The sequence below is a fragment of the Streptomyces sp. XM83C genome, from assembly GCF_023072675.1.
In the GTDB taxonomy this organism is placed as follows: Bacteria; Actinomycetota; Actinomycetes; order Streptomycetales; family Streptomycetaceae; genus Streptomyces; species Streptomyces thermocoprophilus.
Genome location: NZ_JALLGL010000096.1, coordinates 1 through 20646, shown reverse-complemented (window position 1 = coordinate 20646; position 20646 = coordinate 1). Strand labels below are relative to the sequence as shown.

21 protein-coding genes and 2 pseudogenes are annotated in these 20646 nt (G+C 72.8%); 8 read left to right on the top strand and 15 right to left on the bottom strand.

All coding sequences use genetic code 11. The features are described from left to right. The first annotated feature begins 83 nt into the window (after positions 1 to 83). Positions 84 to 1220, top strand: a complete 1137-nt coding sequence (locus MTQ10_RS13555; RefSeq protein ID WP_247466769.1) for a methyltransferase — start codon at positions 84 to 86, stop codon at positions 1218 to 1220. A gap of 74 nt (positions 1221 to 1294) precedes the next feature. On the opposite strand, the gene MTQ10_RS13550 is transcribed toward MTQ10_RS13555, so the two are convergent. After that, complete coding sequence (locus MTQ10_RS13550) at positions 1295 to 2173, bottom strand: class II fructose-bisphosphate aldolase (RefSeq protein ID WP_247466767.1); 879 nt, start codon at positions 2171 to 2173, stop codon at positions 1295 to 1297. A gap of 20 nt (positions 2174 to 2193) precedes the next feature. Further along, the gene (locus MTQ10_RS13545; protein ID WP_247466764.1) at positions 2194 to 3075 is read right to left on the bottom strand and encodes an SIS domain-containing protein; all 882 of its coding nucleotides are present in this window, start codon (positions 3073 to 3075) and stop codon (positions 2194 to 2196) included. Between the two features lie 147 nt (positions 3076 to 3222). Here MTQ10_RS13545 and MTQ10_RS13540 point away from each other — a divergent pair, with 147 nt between their 5' ends. Together MTQ10_RS13540 and MTQ10_RS13535 are read left to right on the top strand one after the other, a co-directional pair. Then, complete coding sequence (locus MTQ10_RS13540) at positions 3223 to 4002, top strand: DeoR/GlpR family DNA-binding transcription regulator (protein WP_247466761.1); 780 nt, start codon at positions 3223 to 3225, stop codon at positions 4000 to 4002. Between the two features lie 195 nt (positions 4003 to 4197). Further along, positions 4198 to 4637: pseudogene (locus MTQ10_RS13535) on the top strand (glycoside hydrolase family 15 protein); the annotation flags it as partial. On the opposite strand, the gene MTQ10_RS13530 reads toward MTQ10_RS13535, so the two are convergent. Continuing rightward, positions 4634 to 5512 (bottom strand): methylenetetrahydrofolate reductase, encoded by an 879-nt coding sequence (locus MTQ10_RS13530; RefSeq protein ID WP_247466758.1) that lies wholly within the window; start codon positions 5510 to 5512, stop codon positions 4634 to 4636. The pseudogene MTQ10_RS13535 and the gene MTQ10_RS13530 sit on opposite strands and share 4 nt — an antisense overlap. A gap of 199 nt (positions 5513 to 5711) precedes the next feature. Here MTQ10_RS13530 and prcB point away from each other — a divergent pair, with 199 nt between their 5' ends. Both prcB and MTQ10_RS13520 read left to right on the top strand, forming a co-directional pair. Further along, on the top strand, positions 5712 to 6551 hold the full coding sequence (gene prcB, locus MTQ10_RS13525) for a proteasome subunit beta (protein WP_247466755.1): 840 nt from the start codon (positions 5712 to 5714) through the stop codon (positions 6549 to 6551). 178 nt (positions 6552 to 6729) lie between these two features. Continuing rightward, positions 6730 to 7308, top strand: a complete 579-nt coding sequence (locus MTQ10_RS13520) for an AMIN-like domain-containing (lipo)protein (RefSeq protein ID WP_247466753.1) — start codon at positions 6730 to 6732, stop codon at positions 7306 to 7308. Positions 7309 to 7355: 47 nt separating this feature from the next. On the opposite strand, the gene MTQ10_RS13515 is transcribed toward MTQ10_RS13520, so the two are convergent. From MTQ10_RS13515 to MTQ10_RS13495, 5 genes are all read right to left on the bottom strand, one after another. After that, positions 7356 to 8441, bottom strand: coding sequence for a GNAT family N-acetyltransferase (locus tag MTQ10_RS13515; RefSeq protein WP_247466751.1), 1086 nt, complete (start codon positions 8439 to 8441; stop codon positions 7356 to 7358). A gap of 194 nt (positions 8442 to 8635) precedes the next feature. Beyond that, a complete protein-coding gene (gene htpG / locus MTQ10_RS13510; RefSeq protein ID WP_247466749.1) occupies positions 8636 to 10528 on the bottom strand; it encodes a molecular chaperone HtpG in 1893 nt (630 codons plus the stop codon). A gap of 224 nt (positions 10529 to 10752) precedes the next feature. Beyond that, the gene (locus MTQ10_RS13505; RefSeq protein WP_247466747.1) at positions 10753 to 11916 is read right to left on the bottom strand and encodes a GDSL-type esterase/lipase family protein; all 1164 of its coding nucleotides are present in this window, start codon (positions 11914 to 11916) and stop codon (positions 10753 to 10755) included. 54 nt (positions 11917 to 11970) lie between these two features. Continuing rightward, the gene (locus MTQ10_RS13500; protein WP_247466743.1) at positions 11971 to 12540 is read right to left on the bottom strand and encodes a TetR/AcrR family transcriptional regulator; all 570 of its coding nucleotides are present in this window, start codon (positions 12538 to 12540) and stop codon (positions 11971 to 11973) included. Positions 12541 to 12805: 265 nt separating this feature from the next. After that, the gene (locus MTQ10_RS13495; protein WP_247466741.1) at positions 12806 to 13669 is read right to left on the bottom strand and encodes an LLM class flavin-dependent oxidoreductase; all 864 of its coding nucleotides are present in this window, start codon (positions 13667 to 13669) and stop codon (positions 12806 to 12808) included. A 204-nt stretch (positions 13670 to 13873) separates the two neighbouring features. Between MTQ10_RS13495 and MTQ10_RS13490 the strand changes: the two genes are divergently transcribed. Beyond that, on the top strand, positions 13874 to 14410 hold the full coding sequence (locus tag MTQ10_RS13490; protein ID WP_247466738.1) for an SRPBCC family protein: 537 nt from the start codon (positions 13874 to 13876) through the stop codon (positions 14408 to 14410). A 104-nt stretch (positions 14411 to 14514) separates the two neighbouring features. Here the strand turns inward: MTQ10_RS13490 and paaE are convergent, their stop codons facing one another. Genes paaE through paaA form a run of 5 tightly spaced genes read right to left on the bottom strand, consistent with a single transcriptional unit; the run spans position 14515 to position 18259 of the window. Next, on the bottom strand, positions 14515 to 15630 hold the full coding sequence (paaE, locus tag MTQ10_RS13485) for a 1,2-phenylacetyl-CoA epoxidase subunit PaaE (RefSeq protein ID WP_247466736.1): 1116 nt from the start codon (positions 15628 to 15630) through the stop codon (positions 14515 to 14517). Next, entirely contained in the window at positions 15630 to 16145 is a 516-nt protein-coding gene (paaD, locus tag MTQ10_RS13480) for a 1,2-phenylacetyl-CoA epoxidase subunit PaaD (protein WP_247466733.1), read from the bottom strand. The genes paaE and paaD overlap by 1 nt, the downstream gene beginning before the upstream one ends. After that, positions 16139 to 16966 (bottom strand): 1,2-phenylacetyl-CoA epoxidase subunit PaaC, encoded by an 828-nt coding sequence (gene paaC, locus MTQ10_RS13475; RefSeq protein ID WP_247466730.1) that lies wholly within the window; start codon positions 16964 to 16966, stop codon positions 16139 to 16141. The genes paaD and paaC overlap by 7 nt, the downstream gene beginning before the upstream one ends. A gap of 19 nt (positions 16967 to 16985) precedes the next feature. After that, positions 16986 to 17279 carry a 1,2-phenylacetyl-CoA epoxidase subunit PaaB gene (gene paaB / locus MTQ10_RS13470; protein ID WP_247466727.1) on the bottom strand — a complete coding sequence of 98 codons (294 nt, stop codon included), beginning with the start codon at positions 17277 to 17279 and terminating at the stop codon, positions 16986 to 16988. Next, positions 17276 to 18259: a 1,2-phenylacetyl-CoA epoxidase subunit PaaA gene (gene paaA, locus MTQ10_RS13465; protein WP_247466724.1), complete on the bottom strand. Its 984-nt coding sequence runs from the start codon at positions 18257 to 18259 to the stop codon at positions 17276 to 17278. Before paaA ends, paaB begins: the two co-directional genes overlap by 4 nt. A 185-nt stretch (positions 18260 to 18444) precedes the next feature. Here paaA and MTQ10_RS13460 point away from each other — a divergent pair, with 185 nt between their 5' ends. Further along, positions 18445 to 18657, top strand: coding sequence for a hypothetical protein (locus tag MTQ10_RS13460; RefSeq protein ID WP_247466772.1), 213 nt, complete (start codon positions 18445 to 18447; stop codon positions 18655 to 18657). A gap of 53 nt (positions 18658 to 18710) precedes the next feature. Here the strand turns inward: MTQ10_RS13460 and MTQ10_RS13455 are convergent, their stop codons facing one another. Continuing rightward, a complete protein-coding gene (locus tag MTQ10_RS13455; RefSeq protein WP_247466722.1) occupies positions 18711 to 19508 on the bottom strand; it encodes a VOC family protein in 798 nt (265 codons plus the stop codon). A 143-nt stretch (positions 19509 to 19651) separates the two neighbouring features. Continuing rightward, positions 19652 to 19927 (bottom strand): annotated as a pseudogene (locus MTQ10_RS31635) (CoA transferase); the annotation flags it as partial. Positions 19928 to 20149: 222 nt separating this feature from the next. Between MTQ10_RS31635 and MTQ10_RS13445 the strand changes: the two are divergent. Beyond that, positions 20150 to 20646, top strand: a 497-nt coding sequence (locus tag MTQ10_RS13445) for an MFS transporter (protein WP_374117603.1), incomplete at its 3' end; no start/stop codon positions are given.

Genomic DNA, 20646 nt, shown 5'->3' with positions numbered 1-20646 from the left:
CCCCCGTTCCCGCGCTCCCCCGCTCCGTTCCCGTACCGGCCCTGAGCTGCGGCTCGGCTAGCCTTGTCGCGATGGACGACCGTATGACGACCCCGTGGGGCGAACTCGCGCTGACCCGCTTCCCGGAGGACCCCCGTGACAGGCTGCGCGCCTGGGACGCCTCCGACGCCTACCTCCTCGCGCATCTCGCCGAGCAGGAGACCCCACTGACCGGCACGGTCGTGATCGTCGGGGACCGCTGGGGCGCCCTGGCCACGGCGCTCGCGGCGCACGCCCCGACGCAGATCACCGACTCCTGTCTCACGCAGGAGGCGACCCGGGCCAACCTGGCGCGGGCGGGCGTCGAACCGGGCACGGTGCGGCTGCTGACGACGCAGGACCCGCCGCCGGAGCGGATCGACGTGCTGCTGGTGCGGGTGCCGAAGAGCCTGGCCCTGCTGGAGGACCAGCTGCTGCGGCTCGCGCCCTCGGTGCACGAGGGCACGGTCGTCGTCGGCACCGGCATGGTGAAGGAGATCCACACCTCGACGCTCCAGATGTTCGAACGCGCCCTCGGCCCGACGCGCACGTCCCTGGCCCGGCGGAAGGCCCGCCTGATCTTCTGCACGCCCCACCCGGCGTTGAAGCCCGGCCCCAGCCCGTGGCCGTACGTGTACCGGCTGCCGGACGGCATCGGTCCCGTCTCCGGCCGCACCGTCGTCAACCACGCGGGTGTCTTCTGCGCCGACCGCCTGGACATCGGCACCCGGTTCTTCCTCGGCCATCTGCCGCAGACCCGCGGCGCGCAGCGGGTCGTGGACCTCGGCTGCGGCAACGGTGTCGTCGGTACGGCGGTGGCGGTGGCGAACCCGGAGGCCGAAGTGCTGTTCGTGGACGAGTCGTTCCAGGCGGTGGCGTCGGCCGAGGCGACGTACAAGGCGAACGGGGTGCCCGGGCACGCCGAGTTCCGCGTCGGCGACGGGCTCGCCGGGGTGCCTGCCGGGTCGGTGGACATCGTGCTGAACAATCCGCCGTTCCACTCCCACCAGGCGACGACGGACGCGACGGCGTGGCGCATGTTCACCGGTGCGCGGCGCGCGCTGCGTCCAGGCGGTGAGCTGTGGGTGGTCGGCAACCGGCACCTCGGCTACCACGTGAAGCTGAGGCGGCTGTTCGGCAACAGCCGCCTCGTCGCGAGCGACCCGAAGTTCGTGGTGCTGAAGGCGGTCAAGGAGCGCTGAGACCGGCCGGCCCGTCGGCGCTCAAGGCGGTCGAAGAGCGCCGAGCCCGGCCGGTCCGTCGGTGCCGGCGGCGGTCAGGGAGCGAGCCCGGCCGCCGGACGCACCCCGGACAGCACGGTGATGAGCTGCTCCACCGTCCGGGCCATCGCCTCGCGGCCCACGCCGAGGTAGGTGCGGGAGTCGACGGCCTCCGGGTGGGCGCTCAGATGGTCACGGATCGCCGCGGTCATGGCGATGTTCAGCGCGGTGCCGATGTTCACCTTGGTGATGCCCCCGGCGACGGCGGCCCGCAGTTCGTCGTCCGGAACGCCGGAGGAGCCGTGCAGGACGAGCGGCACGTCGAGCACCGCGGCGAGACGCTTGAGCAGGTCGTGGTCGAGGGCGGCGGTGCGGCTGGTCATGGCGTGGGCGCTGCCGATGGCCACGGCGAGGGCGTCCACACCGGAGTCGGTGACGAAGGCGCGCGCCTCGGTCGGGTCGGTACGGGCGCCGGGCGCGTGGGCGTCGAGGGCGGGCCGGCCGTCCTTGCCGCCGACCTGGCCCAGTTCGGCCTCGATCCACAGGCCCCGGGAGTGCGCCCAGTCGGCGGCGGCGCGGGTGGCGGCGAGGTTCTCGGCGTAGGGCAGGGCGGAGGCGTCGTACATGACGGAGCTGAACCCGGCGTCGGCCGCCTGCCTCAGCAGGGCGTCGCTCTTGATGTGGTCGAGGTGGAGGGCGACGGGCACGGCGGCGCGTTCGCCGGCGGCGACGGCGGCGCGGGCGAGCGGCAGGAGGCGGCCGTAGCGGAACTTGACGGCGTTCTCGCTGACCTGGAGGACGACGGGCGCGCCGGCTGACTCGGCGCCGGCGACGACGGCCTCGATGTGCTCGAGGGTGACGATGTTGAACGCGGCGAGTGCGGTGCGGCCGGCGGCGGCCCAGGTGAGGAGTTCGCCGGTGGTGACGAGGGGCACGGCCCGTCCTTTCCGGGGCGTCAGGAGGCGAGGATCACCGAGCGGGTGAGATGCCTGGGGTGGTCGGGGTCGAGCCCGCGGGCCGCGGCGACCGCCACGGCGAGGCGCTGCACGCGGACGAGTTCGGCGAGCGGGTCGAGGTGTCCGGCGATCCACAGGCCGCCGGTTCGCCGTACCTGGTCGGCGAGCCCGTCGGGTGCCCCGCCGAACATCCAGGTGGCGGTGGAGTCGGTGGTGATGCTGATGGGGCCGTGGCGGTACTCCATGGCCGGGTAGGCCTCGGTCCACGACAGGGAGGCCTCGCGCATCTTCAGCGCGGCCTCGTTGGCGAGGCCGACGGTCCAGCCACGGCCGAGGAAGGTGAACTGGCGACAGCCGACGAGGCCTTGCGGCAGCTCCTCGGCGAGCGCGGTGCGGGCGTCGGCGACGGCGTGGTCGGGGTGCAGGCCGAGGTGGGCGCGGAGCAGGGTGAGCGCGCTGGTGGCGAACCTGGTCTGCACGACGGAGCGTTCGTCGGCGTGGTCGAGGACGACGAGGTCGTCGGCGGCGTCGCGCACCGGGGTGTCCGGGTCCGCGGTGAGGGCGGTGGTGCGGGTGCGGCCGCGCAGCCGGGTGAGGAGGTCCAGCACCTCGGTGGTGGTGCCGGAGCGGGTCAGGGCGATCACCCGGTCGTAGCGGCGGCCGTGGGGGAACTCGGAGGCGGCGAAGGCGTCGGTCTCGCCCTGCCCGGCGGCCTCGCGCAGTCCGGCGACGGCCTGCGCCATGAAGTACGAGGTGCCGCATCCGACGACCGCGACCCGCTCCCCCGCCGCCGGGAGCACGGCGGTGTGGTCGGCGGCCTGGGCGGCGGCGCGGGCCCAGCACTCGGGCTGGCTGTTCAGCTCGTCCTCGACATGGGTCATTCGGGACCTCCCCGGCACAGGATGATTGTTCCTGCAAGATATAGCTCCGTTTCGCGCACCTTCAAGCATCCGGCGTCGGTGCGGGTGCGCTACTGTCACCGGGGATCACAGGTGGACCGTGGAAACGGGTGGAAACGGAGGGTGCGGATGTCCCGCGACGCCCGCTGGAAGGCGCTGCTGGAGCTGCTCGTCGAGCGGGGCCGGCTGGACGTCGAGGAGGCCGCCGCCGAGCTGGCGGTGTCGGCGGCGACCATCCGCCGGGACTTCGACCGGCTCGCCGAGCAGCAGATGCTGGTGCGCACGCGGGGCGGCGCGGTGGTGCACGGGGTGTCGTACGAGCTGCCGCTGCGGTACAAGACGGCCCGGCACGCCTCCGAGAAGCAGCGCATCGCGCGGGCCGTGGCGGAGCTGATCGCGCCGGGTGAGGCGGTGGGCCTGACCGGCGGTACGACCACCACGGAGGTGGCGCGGGCGCTCGCGGTCCGCGCCGACCTCGCCTCCGGCTCGCCCGCGCTGACCGTGGTCACCAACGCGCTGAACATCGCCAACGAGCTGGCGGTGCGGCCCCAGTTCAAGATCGTGGTGACGGGCGGGGTGGCACGGGCACAGTCGTACGAGCTGATCGGTCCGCTCGCCGACGGGGTGCTCGGGCAGATCACCCTGGATGTGGCCGTGCTGGGTGTGGTGTCCTTCGACGCGGTGCACGGTGCCGCCGCGCACGACGAAGCGGAGGCGGCGATCAACCGGCTGCTGTGCGAGCGCGCCGAACGGGTCGTCGTCGCCGCCGACTCCAGCAAGCTGGGCCGGCGTGCCTTCGCCCGGATCTGCGGCCCCGGCATGGTCGGCACGCTGGTGACGGACAGGGCGGCGACGCCGGAGGAGATCGGCCGTCTCGAGGAGGCCGGGATCACGGTCGTGACCGTGTGACCGTCGCCCCGGCCGCCTCGCCCGAAGGGCCGGTCCTCCCTACGCCGGGAGGTGCGCTCGACGCGGGAGCGGAGGCGGGTGTGGCCGCAACGGCGGACGGCAGGACCGGAAGGTCCGCGGCGGAATCGGGCACGACGGCCGCGGCGGCGACGGCACAGGGCGGGCACGCGGGTGTCCGCCGGTGGCCGAGCACGCGGCGATGTGCTGGACGCGGCGGTGCTGATGATGCCGCCGGCGAAGTTCATCGCGCCGACGGACCCGAAGTGGCTGTCCATGCCGGACGCGCTCACCCGGGACCTGGTGTCGGACTTGCTGGTCTGCCGCTGCGACCCGCAGGCCGGCCCGGACGGCCCGCGCGGCGACGAGGGCACGTTCTCCATCTGCTCGCGCTGGTACGTGGAGGCGCTCGTGCGGGCCCACCGGGTCGACGAGGCGCGGCCGGCCTTCGAGAGGATGTGACGTACGCCAACCATCTCGGCCTGTACGCCGAGGAGATCTCCCGCACCGGTGAGCAACAGGGCGACTTCCCGCAGGCGTTCACGCATCTCGCGCCGATCAGCGCGGCGTTCGACCTGGACCTGGCCCTGGGCCCCGCCGGGCGGGGCCCGCCGGGCCGCGACGGCGCCGCCGGCTAGTGCGCGGGGGATGTCCCCGCACGGAAGCGGGACACCCACTCCGCCGTGGCGGCCAGGCCGCCGAAGGTGTAGAAGTGCACCTTCACATCGCCGTGGCGGTGGGGGTCGTAGCCCTCGGCGAAGGCGTGCAGGAAGCGGTCGGGGCCCGCGGTGGACATCAGATTGGTGAGGGAGAGGCCGTACTTGCGGGCGATGGAGGCGCCGGTGGCGACGCCGAAGCGGCCCGCGTAGGCGAGCAGGCGGCGCACCCCGGCCGGGCCGGGCACGCCGATGCGGACGGGCGCCTCGACGCCGTGCTCGCGGGACCGTTCGATCCAGTCGAGGACGGGTTTTGCGTCGAAGGCGAACTGGGTGATGACGTCACCGGTCAGTCCGTGCCCGCCGAGCACGGCGCTCTTGTCCCGCAGCGCGGACCACAGCACGCCGTCGGCGATGGCGGGGTGGCCCTCGGGGTAGCCGGGGATGCCGACGCGGCGCACACCGTACTGCTGGAGCAGCCCGCTGCGGATCACGGCGAGGGCGTCGTCGTAGGGGCCGTGCGCATGGGCGGGGTCACCACCGACGACGAACACGTGTTCACCGGTGCCGTCGTCCTGGAGACCGGCCAGGAACTCCTCCAGGGCGGCGCGCGAGCCCAGGCGGCGGGCGGAGATGTGCGGGACGGGGACGAGACCGTGGGCCTTGACCGCGCGGGCGGCGGCCAGCCGCATCGGCAGGTCCTCGTTGCCGAGGTAGGTGATGTTGACCCGGGTGCCGGCGGGCAGGGTGCGGCGGGCCTGTTCCAGCGCGGGCACGTCCTTGGCGGTCATCTCCAGGGAGAAGTCCTCCAGCAGCGCGGTGAGCGGCGCGGCGGGTGCCGTGGGACCGGGGTGCATCGTCCTCCTTCGCGGGTGGCTCGGACAGCCCGGCGGAGCCCGGTCCGAGTGCGTCTCCCAGCGTACGGCCGCCGCCGGCGTGGCCCCGAGGGGGCCCGGACGGCGGGGCATGCGATGCGTCCGGGGCGGGTAGGTCGGCGACGAGGACGGCCCCCTGGCCGGGGGCCGGTTCCGTCACGACGACCAGGAAGGCACCCGCATGAGCATCCAGCCCGGAAACGGTCTGCCGCCCGCGTTCATGGCGCCCGAGACGTCGTCCTTCCTGGACTTCCTGGCGGCGCAGGCCCCGGAGCTGCTGCCCGGCAACCGCCGTCTGCCGCGACCGCACGCGGGCTTCGAGGCCCCGCACGGCACGACCATCGTCGCGGCGACGTACGCGGACGGGGTGCTGATCGCGGGCGACCGGCGCGTCACCATGGGCAATGTGATCGCGCACCGCGAGTACGAGAAGGTCTTCCCGGCCGACGAGTTCTCGGCGGTGGGCATCGCCGGGACCGCCGGCATCGCGGTGGAGCTGGTGCGGTTGTTCCAGCTGGAGCTGGAGCACTACGAGAAGATCGAGGGCACCCCGCTCTCGCTGGACGGCAAGGCCAACCGGCTGACCACCATGGTCCGCGGCAACCTCGGCATGGCGATGCAGGGCCTCGCCGTGGTGCCGGTCTTCGCCGGGTACGACGTGGACCGGGGCGCGGGCCGCATCTTCTCGTACGACGTGACGGGTGGCCGCACCGAGGAGACCGGCTACACGGCGACGGGCTCGGGGTCGGTGTACGCGCGCGGGGCGCTGAAGAAGCTGTACCGGGACGGCATGGCCGAGGACGAGGTCCTCACCGCGGCCGTGCAGGCGCTGTACGACGCCGCCGACGACGACTCGGCGACCGGCGGCCCCGATCTGACCCGCCGGCTTTTCCCGCTGGTCGCGCTGGTCACCGAGGACGGCTATCGGCGGCTTCCGCAGGAGGACGTGGAGGCGGTCGCGCGGAGCGTGGTAGAGCGGCGGCAGGAGGCGCCCGGCGGCCCGCAGGCGCCGCTGCTGTAGTGCGGCGCCGGGTGATCGGGCCGATACTCGACGGCAAGGAGCGCACCGCCCGGACAGCCGCGCCCGATCCGGCCGGGGCCACGCACCCACGGAAAAGTGATGGCGGTCACAGCGCAACCATGAGGGCATCCCGCCTGTCTCAGCTGATATCAGACACAGCACCACGTCGGGGGACGTCATGGTACGAAGCACAAGAATCCTGGCCGCGATCGCTCTTCTCGGGACGACGTTCGGACTGACCGCCGCCCCCGCCGACGCCGCCCCGGCGACAGCCACGGCCACGCAGAGCGGCACGGTCTGCCCCACGGGCTGGGGCAGCCTTCCCGAGACCCGGACCGCCGCCACCTCACACCCGGTGAGGAACGTACGCGCCGGCCGCCACACCTGCTGGGACCGGCTGGTCGTCGACGTCCCCGGGGTGAAGGCCGGCGGTCTCGGCTACTCGGTCCGCTATGTCGACCGCCTCCACCAGGACGGCTCGGGCCGGGTCATCCCCGTCTCCGGCGGTGCCGTGCTGGAGGTCAGGGTGACCGCACCCGCGTACGACCCGGCGACGGGCGGCCCCGCCTACCCGGGCCGGGCCGGAGACCCGCTGCCGGGTGTCGGTCTCGCCGGGTACCGCACCTTCCGGGACGCCCGGTTCGCCGGCAGTTTCGAAGGGGACACGCAGATCGGTCTGGGCGTCCGGGCGCGGCTGCCGTTCCGGGTGCTCACCCTGGACGGGCACGTCGTGGTGGACGTCGCGCACACCTGGTGAACCCGCCGCCCCGGGCGCCCGCGCAGGCGGTGCGTCCGGGGCTGCGGTCAGAGCCCGCGGGAGGTGCGCAGCGCGCCGACCGTCCTGAGCAGACGGTCGGCCGGCTCGCGCAGCCGGGGGTGGGCCAGCACCGTGTTGCGCAGGCCGCGCACGGGCCGCCGTACCAGACGGTGTGCGGCGGCGACCGGGTGCGGCCGGGTGGCGAACCCCTCCGCGACACGCAGCTCACGGGTCTTCAGCCAGTCCTTGTACTCCTTGTCGCCGCGTCCCAGGTCCAGCAGCTCGATGCCCTGCCGACGGCCCGTCTCGGCCATCCTCAGATGCATCATCAGCCCGGGCGAGTAGCGGTGGACGTCGGGGTCGTACGCGGTGAACCAGGCGGCGAGGACGGTACGGGACCGCGGCCCGAAGTGCGCGGCGACCGGACGGTCACCGGCGTACAGCACGGACAGCACGCCGGTGAAGTGTTCCTCGCGCTGCTCGAACAGGTCGGTGACCAGGTCCACGATCCAGGGCCGGGAGAAGCGGTCCATACGGCCGGTCCTTCGGTACTGCGCGGACTTCCAGCGCATCAGCTGCCGCAGCGCCCCCGGGTCGCGCTCGTCGAAGACGAACCGTGTCTCGCCGATGTCGCGGCCGATCCGGCGTTCCTTCTTCAGGGTGGTCTTGGCCAGCCCCGGGTAGGTGGCGCGCAGCCAGGCCGGGTAGTCGTCGTCGCCGGGCGTCAGGTCGATCACGGGTGACGGGAACAGGCCCGTGACATGCGGGCCGAACGGCTTCTGCCGCTCGACGAGATGGTCGAACTCGAAGCTGGCGAGCCCGCAGGCCCGCAGCAGCAGCCGGGTGTCCCAGACGACACCGGGCCGGTGCACGAGTGCCTGGCAGTCGGACAGGCCCATGCCGAGGGCCCGGCCCACCCCCAGGGCCGTGCGTTCGTACGGGAAGAAGCCGACCGGCTCCCCGCCGTCGTGGAGGACGGCGACCCGCACCCCGTCACGGTGCCGGGCGACTCCCTCGGCGAACTCCGGCGCCAGGAAAGGGTTGGCGAACTCGGGTGACTCGTCCATGGCCTCGTGCCAGCTCTTGCGCTGGGCATCGGTCAGTTCGTCGGCTCTGTGGACGGTGATGTGCATCGGCGACCGCTCCCCCCATGGCGCGTTGCGCGCGTCCCGCACTGCTCGATGAGGATCAAACGTCGCGAAACAGTACGCACGCTGTCAAGACGTCGTACGGGCGGGGCGGGCGCGGGTGCCGTGGCGGCGCCGACATCCGGCCTGGTGGGGTACCGGTGCGCCCGCGGGGACGCGGACGCACCGGTACACGGCTGTTACAGGCTGCGCTCCAGCCGGTCGGCGACGAGCCGCACGAACCGGGCGGGTTCCTCGGGCCGGCCGCCCTCCGCGAGCACCGCGAGGCCGTACAGCAGTTCGGCGGTCTCGGCGACGGTCTCACGGTCCTTGTCGTCGCGCCAGGCCTGGTTGAGGCCCTTCACCAGGGCGTGGTCGGCGTTGAGTTCGAGGATGCGCTTGGTGCGGGGCACCTCCTGGCCCATCGCCCGGTACATGTTCTCCAGCGCCGGGGTGAGGTCGTGCGCGTCGGAGACCAGGCAGGCCGGGGAGACGGTGAGCCGGTGGGAGAGGCGGACCTCCTTGATGTCCTCCGACAGCTTCTCCTTCATCCAGTCGAGCAGGCCGGCGTACTCCTCGTCCCGCGCGGTGTCCTCGGTCTGCTCGTCCTCGCCGTCGAGGTCGATCTCGCCCTTGGCGACGGAGCGCAGCTTCTTGCCCTCGTACTCGCCGACGGCGTCCACCCACACCTCGTCGACGGGGTCGGTGAGCAGCAGCACCTCGATGCCCTTGGCGCGGAACGCCTCCATGTGCGGGGAGTTCTCGACGGCCTGCCGGGAGTCGCCGGTGAGGTAGTAGATGTCCTTCTGGCCGTCCTTCATCCGCTCCGTGTACGCCTTGAGGGTGGTGGGCTCCTCGGCGCTGTGGGTGGAGGCGAAGGAGGCGACGGCGAGGATCGCGTCGCGGTTGTCGGCGTCGGTGACGAGGCCTTCCTTCAGGACGGCGCCGAACTCCCGCCAGAACGTGGCGTAGCGCTCGGCGTCCTTGGTCATCAGCTCCTTGACGGTGGACAGGACCTTCTTGGTGAGCCGACGCTGGATCATCCGGATGTGCCGGTCCTGCTGGAGGATCTCGCGCGAGACGTTGAGGGACAGGTCGGCCGCGTCGACGACGCCCTTGACGAACCGCAGGTAGGGCGGGAGGAGTTCCTCACAGTCGTCCATGATGAAGACGCGCTTGACGTACAGCTGCATGCCGCGCCTGTAGCCCTGCGTGAACAGGTCGTGCGGGGCGTGCGAGGGCAGGAACAGCAGCGCCTGGTACTCGAAGGTGCCCTCCGCCTGGAGGCGGACGGTCTCCAGCGGGTCGCGCCAGTCGTGGCTGATGTGCTTGTACAGCTCGTGGTACTCGTCGTCGGACACCTCGTCACGCGGGCGCGCCCACAGCGCCTTCATCGAGTTGAGGGTCTCGGGTCCGGGTGTGTCCTTGCCGTCGGCGGCCTTGCGGACGTAGCGGATCGGCCAGGTGATGAAGTCCGAGTACCGCTTGACGATGTCCCGGATCTGCCGTTCCGAGGTGTAGTCGTGGAGCTGGTTCTCGGGGTCGGCGGGCTTGAGGTGGAGGGTGACGGCGGTGCCCTGCGGGGCGTCGTCGACGGTTTCCAGGGTGTACGTGCCCTCGCCTCGGGAGCTCCAGCGGGTGCCCTGCTTCTCGCCTGCGCGGCGGGTGACGAGGGTGACCTCGTCGGCGACCATGAACGCGGAGTAGAAGCCGACGCCGAACTGGCCGATGAGCCCCTCGGCGTCGCCGGCCGCGTCCTTGTTCTCCCTCAGTTCCTTGAGGAAGCGGGCGGTGCCGGAGTTGGCGATGGTGCCGATGAGCTGTCCGACCTCGTCGTACGACATGCCGATGCCGTTGTCGCGCACGGTGAGGGTGCGGGCGTCGCTGTCCGTCTCGATCTCGATGTGCAGGTCGGACACGTCGACGTCGGGGATCTCCCCGCGCAGGGACTCCAGGCGGAGCTTGTCGAGGGCGTCGGAGGCGTTGGAGACGAGCTCCCGCAGGAAGACGTCCTTGTTCGAGTACACCGAGTGGATCATCAGCTGCAACAGCTGACGTGCCTCGACCTGGAACTCAAACGTTTCGGTCGGCATGGTTCGCGATTACCTCACGGTCATGAGTCGCCGGAACTGGTGTGAGGCCACTGTAAAACAACTGGTCAGGGGCGTGGGGCGGGTCGCCGCGGCGCCGCCCTGGCGGGGAACGGGGTCGCCGCGGCGCCGCCCTGGCGGGAAAGGGGTCGCCGCGGCGGGACGGGCCGGCGCCGGCCGTCGGGCGGACGCCGCCGCTCACCGTCACGCGAAGGCGGCGCCCGCCGTCACGCGAAGGCGGCGCCGGGCGCGAACGCCCGCTCGGCGAAGCGCTCCCCGATACGGCGGTGCGTGGCGGCGTCCGGGTGGAGGCCGTCGGGCAGCGGCAGTTCGGCGGCGTCGTCCTCGCCGTAGAGGTCGCGTCCGTCGAGGAGGTGCAGGTGCGGGTCCTCGGCGGCGCGGTCGGCGACGATCCGGGCGAGTTCCTCACGGACGACGCGCAGGGTGAGTTTGCCGGCGGCGACCTCGGCGGGGTCGCCGGAGGCCGTGAAGCCGAGCCGGCCCTCGCTCAGCGCGGAGACGTCCATGGCGGTCGGGCCGGGTGTGTCCTCGTGCATGGGACACAGGATGGGCGAGACCACCAGCAGCGGGGTGCCGGGGTGTCCGTCGCGCACGGTGTCGAGGAAGCCGTGCACGGCCGGGGTGAAGGCGCGCAGCCGCATGACGTCGGTGTTGACGAGGTTGATGCCGATCTTCAGGCTGATGAGGTCGGCGGGGGTGTCGCGGATCGCACGGGCGGTGAAGGGGTCGAGCAGGGCGCTGCCGGCGAAGCCGAGGTTGATCAGCTCGACACCGCCGAGGGCGGCGGCGAGAGCGGGCCAGGTGGTGGCGGGGCTCTCGGCGTCGGAGCCGTGGCTGATGGAACTGCCGTGGTGCAGCCACACCTTGCGGCCCCGGTCGGGCAGCCGTTCCACGGGTGCGTCGGTGCGCAGAGCGACGAGTTCGGTGATCTCGTTGTGCGGGAGCCAGATCTCGACGTCCTTGGCACGGTCGGGCAGACCGGTGAAGCGGAGGGTGCCGACGGGTCCCGGTTCGATGCCGGTGGTCCCGGTCGCCAGGTCGACGGTGACGGTGTTGCCGCCGGTCACGCTCGCGCGGCCCGCCGGCCGGCCGTCGACGAGGAGGTCGTACACGCCTTCCGGCCGGGGCGGTGCGCCGGTGTAGGACCGCTTGGTGGGCAGGGTGTCCAGTTCGACGGCGGTGGCGCGGGTGCGGAAGGCGATCCGTACGCCGGAGGGCTGGGCCTCGGCCAGGGAGAGCTGCGGGTCGGCGCAGCGGGCGCGGGCCGGGGCGGGCAGCCGGTGCGGCAGCAGGCCGTGCTCGGTGCGCTCCAGGTCGAGGGCGCCTTTGACGAGGGCGGCGGTGAGGGGGGTGGTGATCCAGGGGGACATGGGTCCTGCGTCTCGGGAACGGAGCGCGGCGGGGCGCTTCGGGCGGTCGGTGGGTCAGGGGGCGGGCCAGGTGCGCAGCAGTGCGTCCAGGGCGTCCAGGGTGCGGGTCCAGCTCTCCTGCGAGTCGGGGGCGCTGTGGCTGAAACCGCCGGCCAGTTCGAGGCTGACGAAGCCGTGGAAGACGCTGCCGAGCAGACGGACCGCGTGGGTCTGCTCCGGCTCGTCGAGGTCGTAGCCGCGCAGGATCGCCCGGGTCATCCTGGCGTGCCGGACACCGGCGCTCGCGGCGGCCGTCCGGGGGTCGAGGGGGAACCGCGCGGCGGCGTAGCGGCCGGGGTGCGCGCGGGCGTAGTCGCGGTAGACGTCGGCGAAGGCGATCAGGGCGTCCTTGCCGGCGCGTCCGGCGAGGGCGTCCGCGGCGCGGTCGGCCATTTCCTCGAGCGCGAGCAGGGCGATGCGGGTCTTGAGGTCGTGGGTGTTGGCGATGTGCGAGTAGAGGCTCGCGACCTTCACGCCGACCCGGCGGGCCAGCGCCGACGCGGTCACCTGCTCGAAGCCGATCTCGTCGGCCAGTTCCGCTCCGATGCGGGCCAGCCGGTCGGCGGTGAGTCCTGCCCGGGCCATGGGAGTGCACTCCTCGTGTGACGCTGCCTGTCGGATGTTGACTGAAGAGAGTATGCCTTTCCCTAAAGGCTTTAGGCAAATGGCTGAGCTTCTACGGCCAGGGGGCGGGTTCGACACGGCTGTACGGCCCTCGCGTTCCCCCGGGGCGCGAGGGGATGCCTGCGGGCGGACACCCGAAGGCCCTCGCTCTTCGGCGGGCGGGCCGGGGTGCGAGGGCTTTCGGGCGCGGCGCGGGCGTCGGGGCCGGTGCCGGGCCCCGTGCCGCTCAGTCGAGCGTCTCCGCGAGGAGACCGACCTGGCCGGGGTCGGACGTGGTGGGGACGAGGATCAGCTCGTCGCAGCCGGCCTTCTCGAACGCGGCGACCCGGGCGGTGACGTCCTGGGGGGTCACGGCGGCGCCGGCGGCGACACGCGGGGCGAGATCGCCGAGAAAGCCGTAGTAGTCGAGGAGGAAGGCGTCCGCGTGGGCGCGGGCGTCGGGGCCGAGCGCGAAGTAGGACAGGGCGAGCTTGCGCGGGCGGCCCTCGCGGCCCGCCTTCCGCCAAGCGGCCTCGACGCGGGCGGCGTGGGCCGCGAACCGGTCGGGCGTGCCGCCGCCCATGATCCAGCCGTCGGCCAGTTCGGCGACCCGCCGGAAGCTCGCCTCGCTCGTGCCCCCGAGGACGAGTTGGGGCCCGCCGGGCCGGGCGGGCCGGGGGCCGACGGGTCCGGCGAGGCCGCGCTCCTCGCCCGCCCAGACACGCTTCACCTCGGTGAGCTGCTCGGTCAGCCGACGACCCCGGCCCCGGGTCGTGAGGCCGCTGGCGGTGAAGTCGTCGTCGCGTCCGCCGAGGCCCACACCGAGGACGAGACGCCCGCCGGAGAGCCGGTCCAGGGTGGCCGTCTGCTTCGCCAGCAGCGCGGCGTTGGTGTACAGCGGTCCCAGCAGTACGCCCGTGGTGAGCCGGATCCTGCTGGTGACGGCGGCGACCGCACCGAGGGCGACCAGCTCCTCGTAACCGCCGTACACCAGGCGGCCGATGGTGGCGAGGCTGCTGAAACCGGCGTCCTCGGCGCGGCGCGCCCAGTCGAGGAGAGCGGGCGGTTCGGTTCCGGGGACGGCGTTGGGCAGGCCGATGCCGATGTCCATGGGTACCTCCGGTCGCGGGATCACGGTCGGGGTCATCCTGCCGGGGCGGCGCCCGGCGCGGGAGGAGACCGCCGGACGGACGCGGCGGTGCCGGTGACCGGAGCCGGCTGTCGTCAGGCGGGGCCTGCGGGGTACCCGGGCGCGGCACGCACGCGGGTGGCCTGCCGACGCCCGCGTCGACCGACGACATGAGGAGGCACGCTGATGAGCACGGTCAAGGAAGCCGTGGAAGTCGACGTCCCCGTCCGCACCGCCTACGACCAGTGGACCCAGTTCGAGGAGTTCCCGCACTTCATGGAAGGGGTGGAGGAGGTACGGCAGGTCGACGACCGGCACAACCACTGGACGACGAGGATCGGCGGTGTCACGCGCGAGTTCGACACGGAGATCGTCGATCAGCTTCCCGACGAGCGGATCACCTGGCGCACCACGTCCGGTGACACCCGGCAGCGGGGCTCGGTCCGCTTCGAGCGGCTGGACGACGACCACACGCGCGTGGAGCTGGTGATGGACGTCGAGCCGAGCGGTGCGGTGGAGAAGGCCGGCGACCTGCTCGGTGTCCTCGACCGGCGTGTGAAGGGGGACATGAGGCGCTTCAAGAGCTTCGTGGAGGAGCGCGGCGCGCAGAGCGGCGCCTGGCGCGGGCGCATCCGGCCCGGCGACGCGGGCGGCACCGCGGGCCCGGCCGGCACCGGGGACGCAACGCCGGGTATCACGCCCGACCCGGGCACCTTCACCTGAGGCGAGAAGACGGGTGAGCCGGACCGACCGGGCCACCGCTCGGCGCACGCAGCCGCCCCCCGCGCTCGAAGCGGGGAGCGGCTGCGTGTACGCGTGTGCGCCGGTCAGGAGTCGAAGTCGACGGCCAGCGTCTTTGACACCGGATAGGACTGGCAGGTGAGGACGTAGCCCGCGTCGACCTCGGCCGGTTCCAGGGCGAAGTTGCGCCGCATGTCCACGGTGCCCTCGGTGACCAGGGCGCGGCAGGTGCCGCAGACGCCGCCCTTGCAGGCGAAGGGCAGGTCGGGGCGGACCTTCTGGGCGCCGTCGAGGACGGTCCGTTCGCGGGGCAGCGCGGCGGTGCTGGAGCGGCCGTCGAGGGTGATCGTCACCTCGCTGACGGGTCCCGTGGGGCCGCTGTCCTCGTGGTGGACCTCCCGTACGGGTTCGTCGTCGGCGTAGAACAGCTCCTGGTGGACCCGCTCCTCGGGTACGCCGAGCCCGGCGAGGACCGGCTGTGCGGCGACGACCATGCCGTGCGGCCCGCACAGCCACCAGTGGTCGGCCTGTTTCACGTCCACGAGACCGTCGATCAGCGAGGACAGCCGGTCGGCGTCGAGACGCCCGGAGAGCAGCTCCGCCTCGCGGGGCTCGCGGGAGAGGACGTGGACGAGCTGGAAGCGGGACGGGTGAAGGTCCTTCAGGTCGGCGAGTTCGTCCGCGAACATCACCGTGCCGGTACGGCGGTTGCCGTAGAGGAGGGTGACGGTGGAGCGGTCGTCGGCGGCGAGCACCGACTCGGCGATGGACATCATCGGGGTGATGCCGGAGCCGGCGGCGATCAGCACATGGTGGCCCGGGGTGCCGAGGTCGGGGGTGAAGAAGCCCGTGGGGCCCATCACTTCGACGACGTCGCCGGGGCGCACCTCGTTCACCAGCCAGGACGAGAACAGTCCGCCGGGCACCACGCGCACGCCGATGCGCGGCGGGGAACCGGCGGGCGTGCAGATGGAGTACGACCGCCGCTCGTCGCGTCCGTCGATCTCGCGCCTCAGCGTGAGGGACTGGCCGGGCAGATGCGTGAACTCCTCGGCCAGCTCGGGCGGGATGTCGAAGCCGATGGCCGCGGCGTCGTCGCACAAGGGCTGGACGGAGGCCACCCGCAGCGGGTGGAAGGCCGGCCGGCGCCGGGTCCGCGGGCGTGCGGCCCGCTCGGCGACCGGCTCCATCACCTCTGCCATCAGATCTCCTTGACGTACTCGAACGGCTCGCGGCAGGCGCGGCAGCGCCACAGCGCCTTGCACGAGGTGGCGGCGAAGCGGGAGGTCTCCTCGGTGTCGGCGGAGCCGCAGCGCGGGCAGTGGACGGTGCGCCGCGTCGGGGACAGCACGAGCGGGACCGGCCCGGCGGCGCGGTGCGGTGCGGGGCCGGGCGGGGCGATGCCGTGCTCGGTGAGCTTGCGGCGGCCTTCCGGGGTGATCCAGTCGCTGCTCCACGGCGGGTCGAGCCGGGTGACGATCTCCACACGGTCGAAGCCGGCGTCGCGCAGACGGGCCGCGACATCGGCGCGCATCTCGGCCATGGCCGGGCACCCCGAGTAGGTCGGGGTCAGCTCGGCGACGACCGTGCCGTCGTCGCCGACCCGCACCTCGCGCAGCACACCGAGATCGGCGAGGGTGAGCATGGGCAGCTCGGGGTCCGGCACCTGCTCGGCGATGCGCCGGGCGAGCCGGGCGTCGGGCAGGGTGGTCACCATGTCGCCTCCGGGTGGGCGCGGGCCACGCTCTGCAGTTCGGCGAGGAGCGGGGCCAGATGCTCGGTGTGCTCCCCGGCGCGGCCGGAGCCGGGCAGGGGGCGGTAGACCGGCATGGGCAGTCCGGCGGTGTCGGTGACCTGTCGGAGCACGGCGACGACCTCGTCACGGGCGTCGTACGCGGTGAACATCTCGCCCAGGTAGGGGGCGGTCTGCTCCAGCGCGGCCCGCATACGGCGGTGCGACTCCTCGGTGCCGTCGCCGAGCCGGACGGACCACTCGGCGGCGTACTGCCGGTGGTAGGCCAGCTCCTTGACGCCCTTGGCGGCGATCGCCGACAGCACGGGGTCGGGGTGGGAGGTCAGCTCCTGGAACTGGGCGAGCCGCCAGCTGGACAGCAACAGCATCCGCACGACGGAGAACGCGAAGTCGCCGTTGGGCAGTTCGGCGAGACGCACATTGCGGAAGTGGTCCGCGTCGCGGAAGTACGCGTAGGCGTCCTCGTCGCGGCCGGTGCCGTCGGCCTGCCCGGCGCGGGAGTACAGCAGGCGGGCCTGGCCGAGCAGGTCGAGACCGATGTTGGCCAGCGCCACCTCCTCCTCCAGCTCGGGGGCGCGGGTCGTCCACTCGCCCAGCCGCTGCGCCTGGACGAGGGCGTCGTCGCCCAGCGCCACGCACAGGGCGGCCAGCTCGGCCGCGTCCACGCCGTCGGGGACGGTGGTGTCGACGCCGTGCAGCGGGTCCTCGAAGCCGGTGCCGTAGGCCCAGCGGGAGTCGTCCTCGTGTCCCTCGGCGAGGGTCATGTAGACGTGGTCGTCACTCATGCCTGTTCCTCGTGCGGGACTAGATGTGCGGGACGTCTTCGGGGATGTCGTAGAACGTCGGATGGCGGTACACCTTGTCGGCGCTCGGCGAGAAGAAGGGGTCCTTCTCGTCGCGGGTGGAGGCCGCGATGTGCTCCGAGCGGACCACCCAGATCGACACGCCCTCGTTGCGCCGGGTGTACAGGTCGCGGGCGTGGGTGAGGGCCATGCGGTCGTCGGCGGCGTGCAGCGAGCCGACGTGGACGTGGTTCAGTCCGCGCTTGCTGCGGACGAACACCTCGTACAGGGGCCAGCCCTGCTTCCCGTCGGTCATGCCACCGTTTCCTTCCGTGCGTGTGCCGTGTGCTGCGCCTGCGCGGCGCGTTCGGCACGCCAGGCCTGCTTGGCCGCGTGGGCGAGGGCCGCCTCGCGGACCCAGGCGCCGTCCTCGTGAGCCGTGCGGCGGCGTTCCATCCGCTGCGCGTTGCAGGGACCGTCGCCGCTGATGACGCGCTTGAGCTCGGCCCAGTCGGGGGTGCCGAAGTCGTAGTGGCCGCGCTCCTCGTTCCAGCGCAGCTCGGGGTCGGGGAGGGTGACGCCGAGTTTCTCGGCCTGCGGCACGGTCATGTCGACGAAGCGCTGGCGCAGTTCGTCGTTGCTGTGCCGCTTGATCTTCCACGCCATGGACTGCGCGGAGTTCGGGGAGTCGTGGTCGGGCGGGCCGAACATCATCAGCGACGGCCACCACCAGCGGTTCACGGCGTCCTGCACCATCTCGCGCTGGGCGTCGGTGCCGCGCATCATCGTCATCAGCAGTTCGTAGCCCTGTCGCTGGTGAAAGGACTCCTCCTTGCAGATGCGGACCATCGCGCGGGCGTACGGCCCGTAGGAGGAGCGGCACAGCGGGACCTGGTTGCAGATGGCCGCGCCGTCCACGAACCAGCCGATCACACCGACGTCGGCGAAGGTCTTCGTCGGGTAGTTGAAGATCGACGAGTACTTCTGGCGGCCCTCGATGAGCCGCTGCGTGAGATCCGCGCGGTCGGCGCCGAGGGTCTCCGCCGCGGAGTACAGGTACAGGCCGTGGCCGGCCTCGTCCTGCACCTTCGCGAACAGGATCGCCTTGCGGCGCAGCGTCGGCGCGCGGGTGATCCACTCGCCCTCGGGCTGCATGCCGATGATCTCGGAGTGCGCGTGCTGCGCGATCTGCCGGACCAGGGTCTTGCGGTAGCCCTCGGGCATCCAGTCGCGCGGCTCGATGCGCTGGTCGCGCGCGACGGTCGCCTCGAAGTGCGCCTGGAGCTCCGTGTCCATCCGTCTCCCTTGCCCGTTCGGTGCCGCAGCGGTGCCGCCGGCATGCCTACCGACCATTCGTTCGGTTCATCTTAACGCCGTACCCGGCGATCGAACAGCCCCTCGTCCCGGCACGGGCGCATCCTCCGTACCGGCCGACGGATCCGCAGGTCAGCGGGGTGACCGGCAGGGTTTCAGGTGGCGCAGTGTTCCGGCGACGCCACCACGCGGTCACCGCCGCCGAGGTCCCCGGCACGTCCGCCGAACGCGTCCGTGACCGCGCCGGGCAGGGCGCACCCGTCGTCGCCGCCCACCGGGCCCGGCGCCCGCTGCGCGCGGACCGGGCCCGTCACCGTGTGATCGGCGCCCTGGTGTCGGTCGCGGGTGTTCGCCGGGGCGCCTCGGCGAAAGGCCGCTGACGGGGCGCGAAACGCGTCGGCGGCCGTCCGGTCCGGCCGGTCCGGGCCGGCCGTCACCTCTCGGCGGGCCGGAGCACGACGAAGTCCGCGTCGTACGGGTCGATGCAGACGGCGAGCCGGCCCACGCCCTCGACGTCGGCCGGGCCCATCTGCACCCGGCCGCCGTGACGGGTGGCCTCGGCCACCGCCGCGTCGCAGTCGGCCACGGCGAACACCGGATGCCAGTACGGCTTGCCGCCCGCCAGGGACAGATCCTCCGGGCGCAACTCCAGCAGGCCGCCCTGCATGCGCTCCGCGGGCCGACCGGCCGGCGTGATCATCGTGTACGTGCCTTCACCGCCCGGCATCTCCATGTCGCTGTACTGCCAGCCGAACACCGAGCCGTAGAACTCCTTCGCGGCGGCCGTGTCGCTCGTGTACAGCTCGGTCCAGTTCAGCGAGCCGGGCGCGTCGCTCAGCCCGAGACCGGGCTGCTGCCCCGGCTGCCACGCGGCGAACTGCCCACCGAGCGGATCGGTGAACTGCGCCATGCGGCCCCATTCGCCGAGGTCACGGGGGGCCACGCGGACGGTGCCGCCGCCGGCCTCCACGGCCCGGGCCGTCGCATCGGCGTCCATGACCGTCCAGTAGATCATCCACGCCGACCGGGCGCCCTTCTCGGTGAGTTCGCCGAGGCCGGCCACGGTCCTGCCGTCCTTGCGGAAGGTGCCGCCCTCGGCTTCGCCTCCGGTGTCCATCGGCTCGTACTCCCAGCCCAGGACCGCCCGGTAGAATGCCGCCGCGGCCGGGATGTCCGGAGTGCCGAGATCGATCCAGCAGGGCGAACCGGGCACGAGGTCATTGGTGGTCATGGTGGGTCGTCCCTTCGACGGGTCTGCCTCACCACAGCCTCGCACCCGGCACTGACAGTCGCGCGCCGGCACGAGTGCGGCGAGCCGCCCTCGGCGGGTGCGGAGTGTCAGGTGTCCGGTCAGGCCGCGAGGTCGTCCGTGCGCGTCGCCTCGCGGTGCGCGTACGGCGGCCCCCACGCGCGCGTGTCGTCGCCGCCTGCCGGATGCTCGACCTTCACGACGTCCGCGCCCGGATCGGCGAGGAGCATCGTGGCGCAGGGCGCGGCCAGGACCCGCCCGAAGTCGGCGACGAGAATCCCGGCGAGGGGCCCGGCGCCGGGCCCCTCGCCGTTCCTCCCGGTGGGGTGCGCGGGTCCCTCCGGGCCGCTCCCGCCGGTCGTACCGTTCCCGCCTGTGCTCGGGGGCACGGGCCTTCCCACGTCGGTGCGCTGCCGTGCGGCGCCCGTCGTGGGGAGGGACCGGGCGACCGCGCACTGGACGAGACGTCCCGCACCACGGGGTGTCCGCACGCCGTTCCGTCCAATGGCGTCCGGGCCGGTGGCTGTCCGCGCCCCGCAGACGACCGCCGGCCGCCGACCACCTGCCGCCGAACGGCGATCGCCCCCCTTGCCCCGATTCCACCCGGGACCTAGCCTGCTTTTGTGCCGCAAATAAACAAAGCCCGTTCGCACAGCGTCGTGCCGGGCCACGGCCACGAGCTCACCCGCCTCCGGATCGCGCTCACCGCCTTCTTCGCCCTGGACGGCTTCGTCTTCGCCGGCTGGGTCGTGCGCATCCCCGCCGTCAAGGAGCGGACCGGCGCCTCCGCCGGCGCCCTGGGCCTCGCCCTGCTGGGCGTGTCCGCCGGTGCCGTCGTCACCATGACGCTCACCGGGCGCCTGTGCCGCCGCTACGGCGACCACCGGGTGACCGTCGTCTGCGCCGTACTTCTGTGTCTCAGTGTCGCGCTGCCGCCGCTGACCCGTTCGGTGCTCGCGCTCGGCGCGGTGCTCTTGGTGTTCGGCATGGCGTACGGCGGCATCAACGTGGCTTTCAACAGTGCCGCCGTCGCCGTGGTCGCCGCGCTGCGCCGCCCTGTCATGCCGAGTTTCCACGCGGCGTTCAGCCTCGGCGGCATGGCTGGCTCTTTTTCACATCT

Bases quoted from the DNA above. Each gene is read 5' to 3' on its own strand.
- MTQ10_RS13490 (WP_247466738.1), top strand. From the start codon at position 13,874: ATGAGCACGGTCAAGGAAGCCGTGGAAGTCGACGTCCCCGTCCGCACC.
- prcB (WP_247466755.1), top strand. From the start codon at position 5,712: ATGAGCATCCAGCCCGGAAACGGTCTGCCGCCCGCGTTCATGGCGCCC.
- paaC (WP_247466730.1), bottom strand. From the start codon at position 16,966: ATGAGTGACGACCACGTCTACATGACCCTCGCCGAGGGACACGAGGAC.
- MTQ10_RS13555 (WP_247466769.1), top strand. From the start codon at position 84: ATGACGACCCCGTGGGGCGAACTCGCGCTGACCCGCTTCCCGGAGGAC.
- MTQ10_RS13495 (WP_247466741.1), bottom strand. From the start codon at position 13,669: ATGGACATCGGCATCGGCCTGCCCAACGCCGTCCCCGGAACCGAACCG.
- MTQ10_RS13515 (WP_247466751.1), bottom strand. From the start codon at position 8,441: ATGCACATCACCGTCCACAGAGCCGACGAACTGACCGATGCCCAGCGC.
- MTQ10_RS13505 (WP_247466747.1), bottom strand. From the start codon at position 11,916: ATGTCCCCCTGGATCACCACCCCCCTCACCGCCGCCCTCGTCAAAGGC.
- MTQ10_RS13500 (WP_247466743.1), bottom strand. From the start codon at position 12,540: ATGGCCCGGGCAGGACTCACCGCCGACCGGCTGGCCCGCATCGGAGCG.
- paaB (WP_247466727.1), bottom strand. From the start codon at position 17,279: ATGACCGACGGGAAGCAGGGCTGGCCCCTGTACGAGGTGTTCGTCCGC.
- MTQ10_RS13455 (WP_247466722.1), bottom strand. From the start codon at position 19,508: ATGACCACCAATGACCTCGTGCCCGGTTCGCCCTGCTGGATCGATCTC.
- MTQ10_RS13530 (WP_247466758.1), bottom strand. From the start codon at position 5,512: ATGCACCCCGGTCCCACGGCACCCGCCGCGCCGCTCACCGCGCTGCTG.
- paaA (WP_247466724.1), bottom strand. From the start codon at position 18,259: ATGGACACGGAGCTCCAGGCGCACTTCGAGGCGACCGTCGCGCGCGAC.
- MTQ10_RS13540 (WP_247466761.1), top strand. From the start codon at position 3,223: ATGTCCCGCGACGCCCGCTGGAAGGCGCTGCTGGAGCTGCTCGTCGAG.
- MTQ10_RS13545 (WP_247466764.1), bottom strand. From the start codon at position 3,075: ATGACCCATGTCGAGGACGAGCTGAACAGCCAGCCCGAGTGCTGGGCC.
- paaE (WP_247466736.1), bottom strand. From the start codon at position 15,630: ATGGCAGAGGTGATGGAGCCGGTCGCCGAGCGGGCCGCACGCCCGCGG.
- MTQ10_RS13520 (WP_247466753.1), top strand. From the start codon at position 6,730: ATGGTACGAAGCACAAGAATCCTGGCCGCGATCGCTCTTCTCGGGACG.
- paaD (WP_247466733.1), bottom strand. From the start codon at position 16,145: ATGGTGACCACCCTGCCCGACGCCCGGCTCGCCCGGCGCATCGCCGAG.
- htpG (WP_247466749.1), bottom strand. From the start codon at position 10,528: ATGCCGACCGAAACGTTTGAGTTCCAGGTCGAGGCACGTCAGCTGTTG.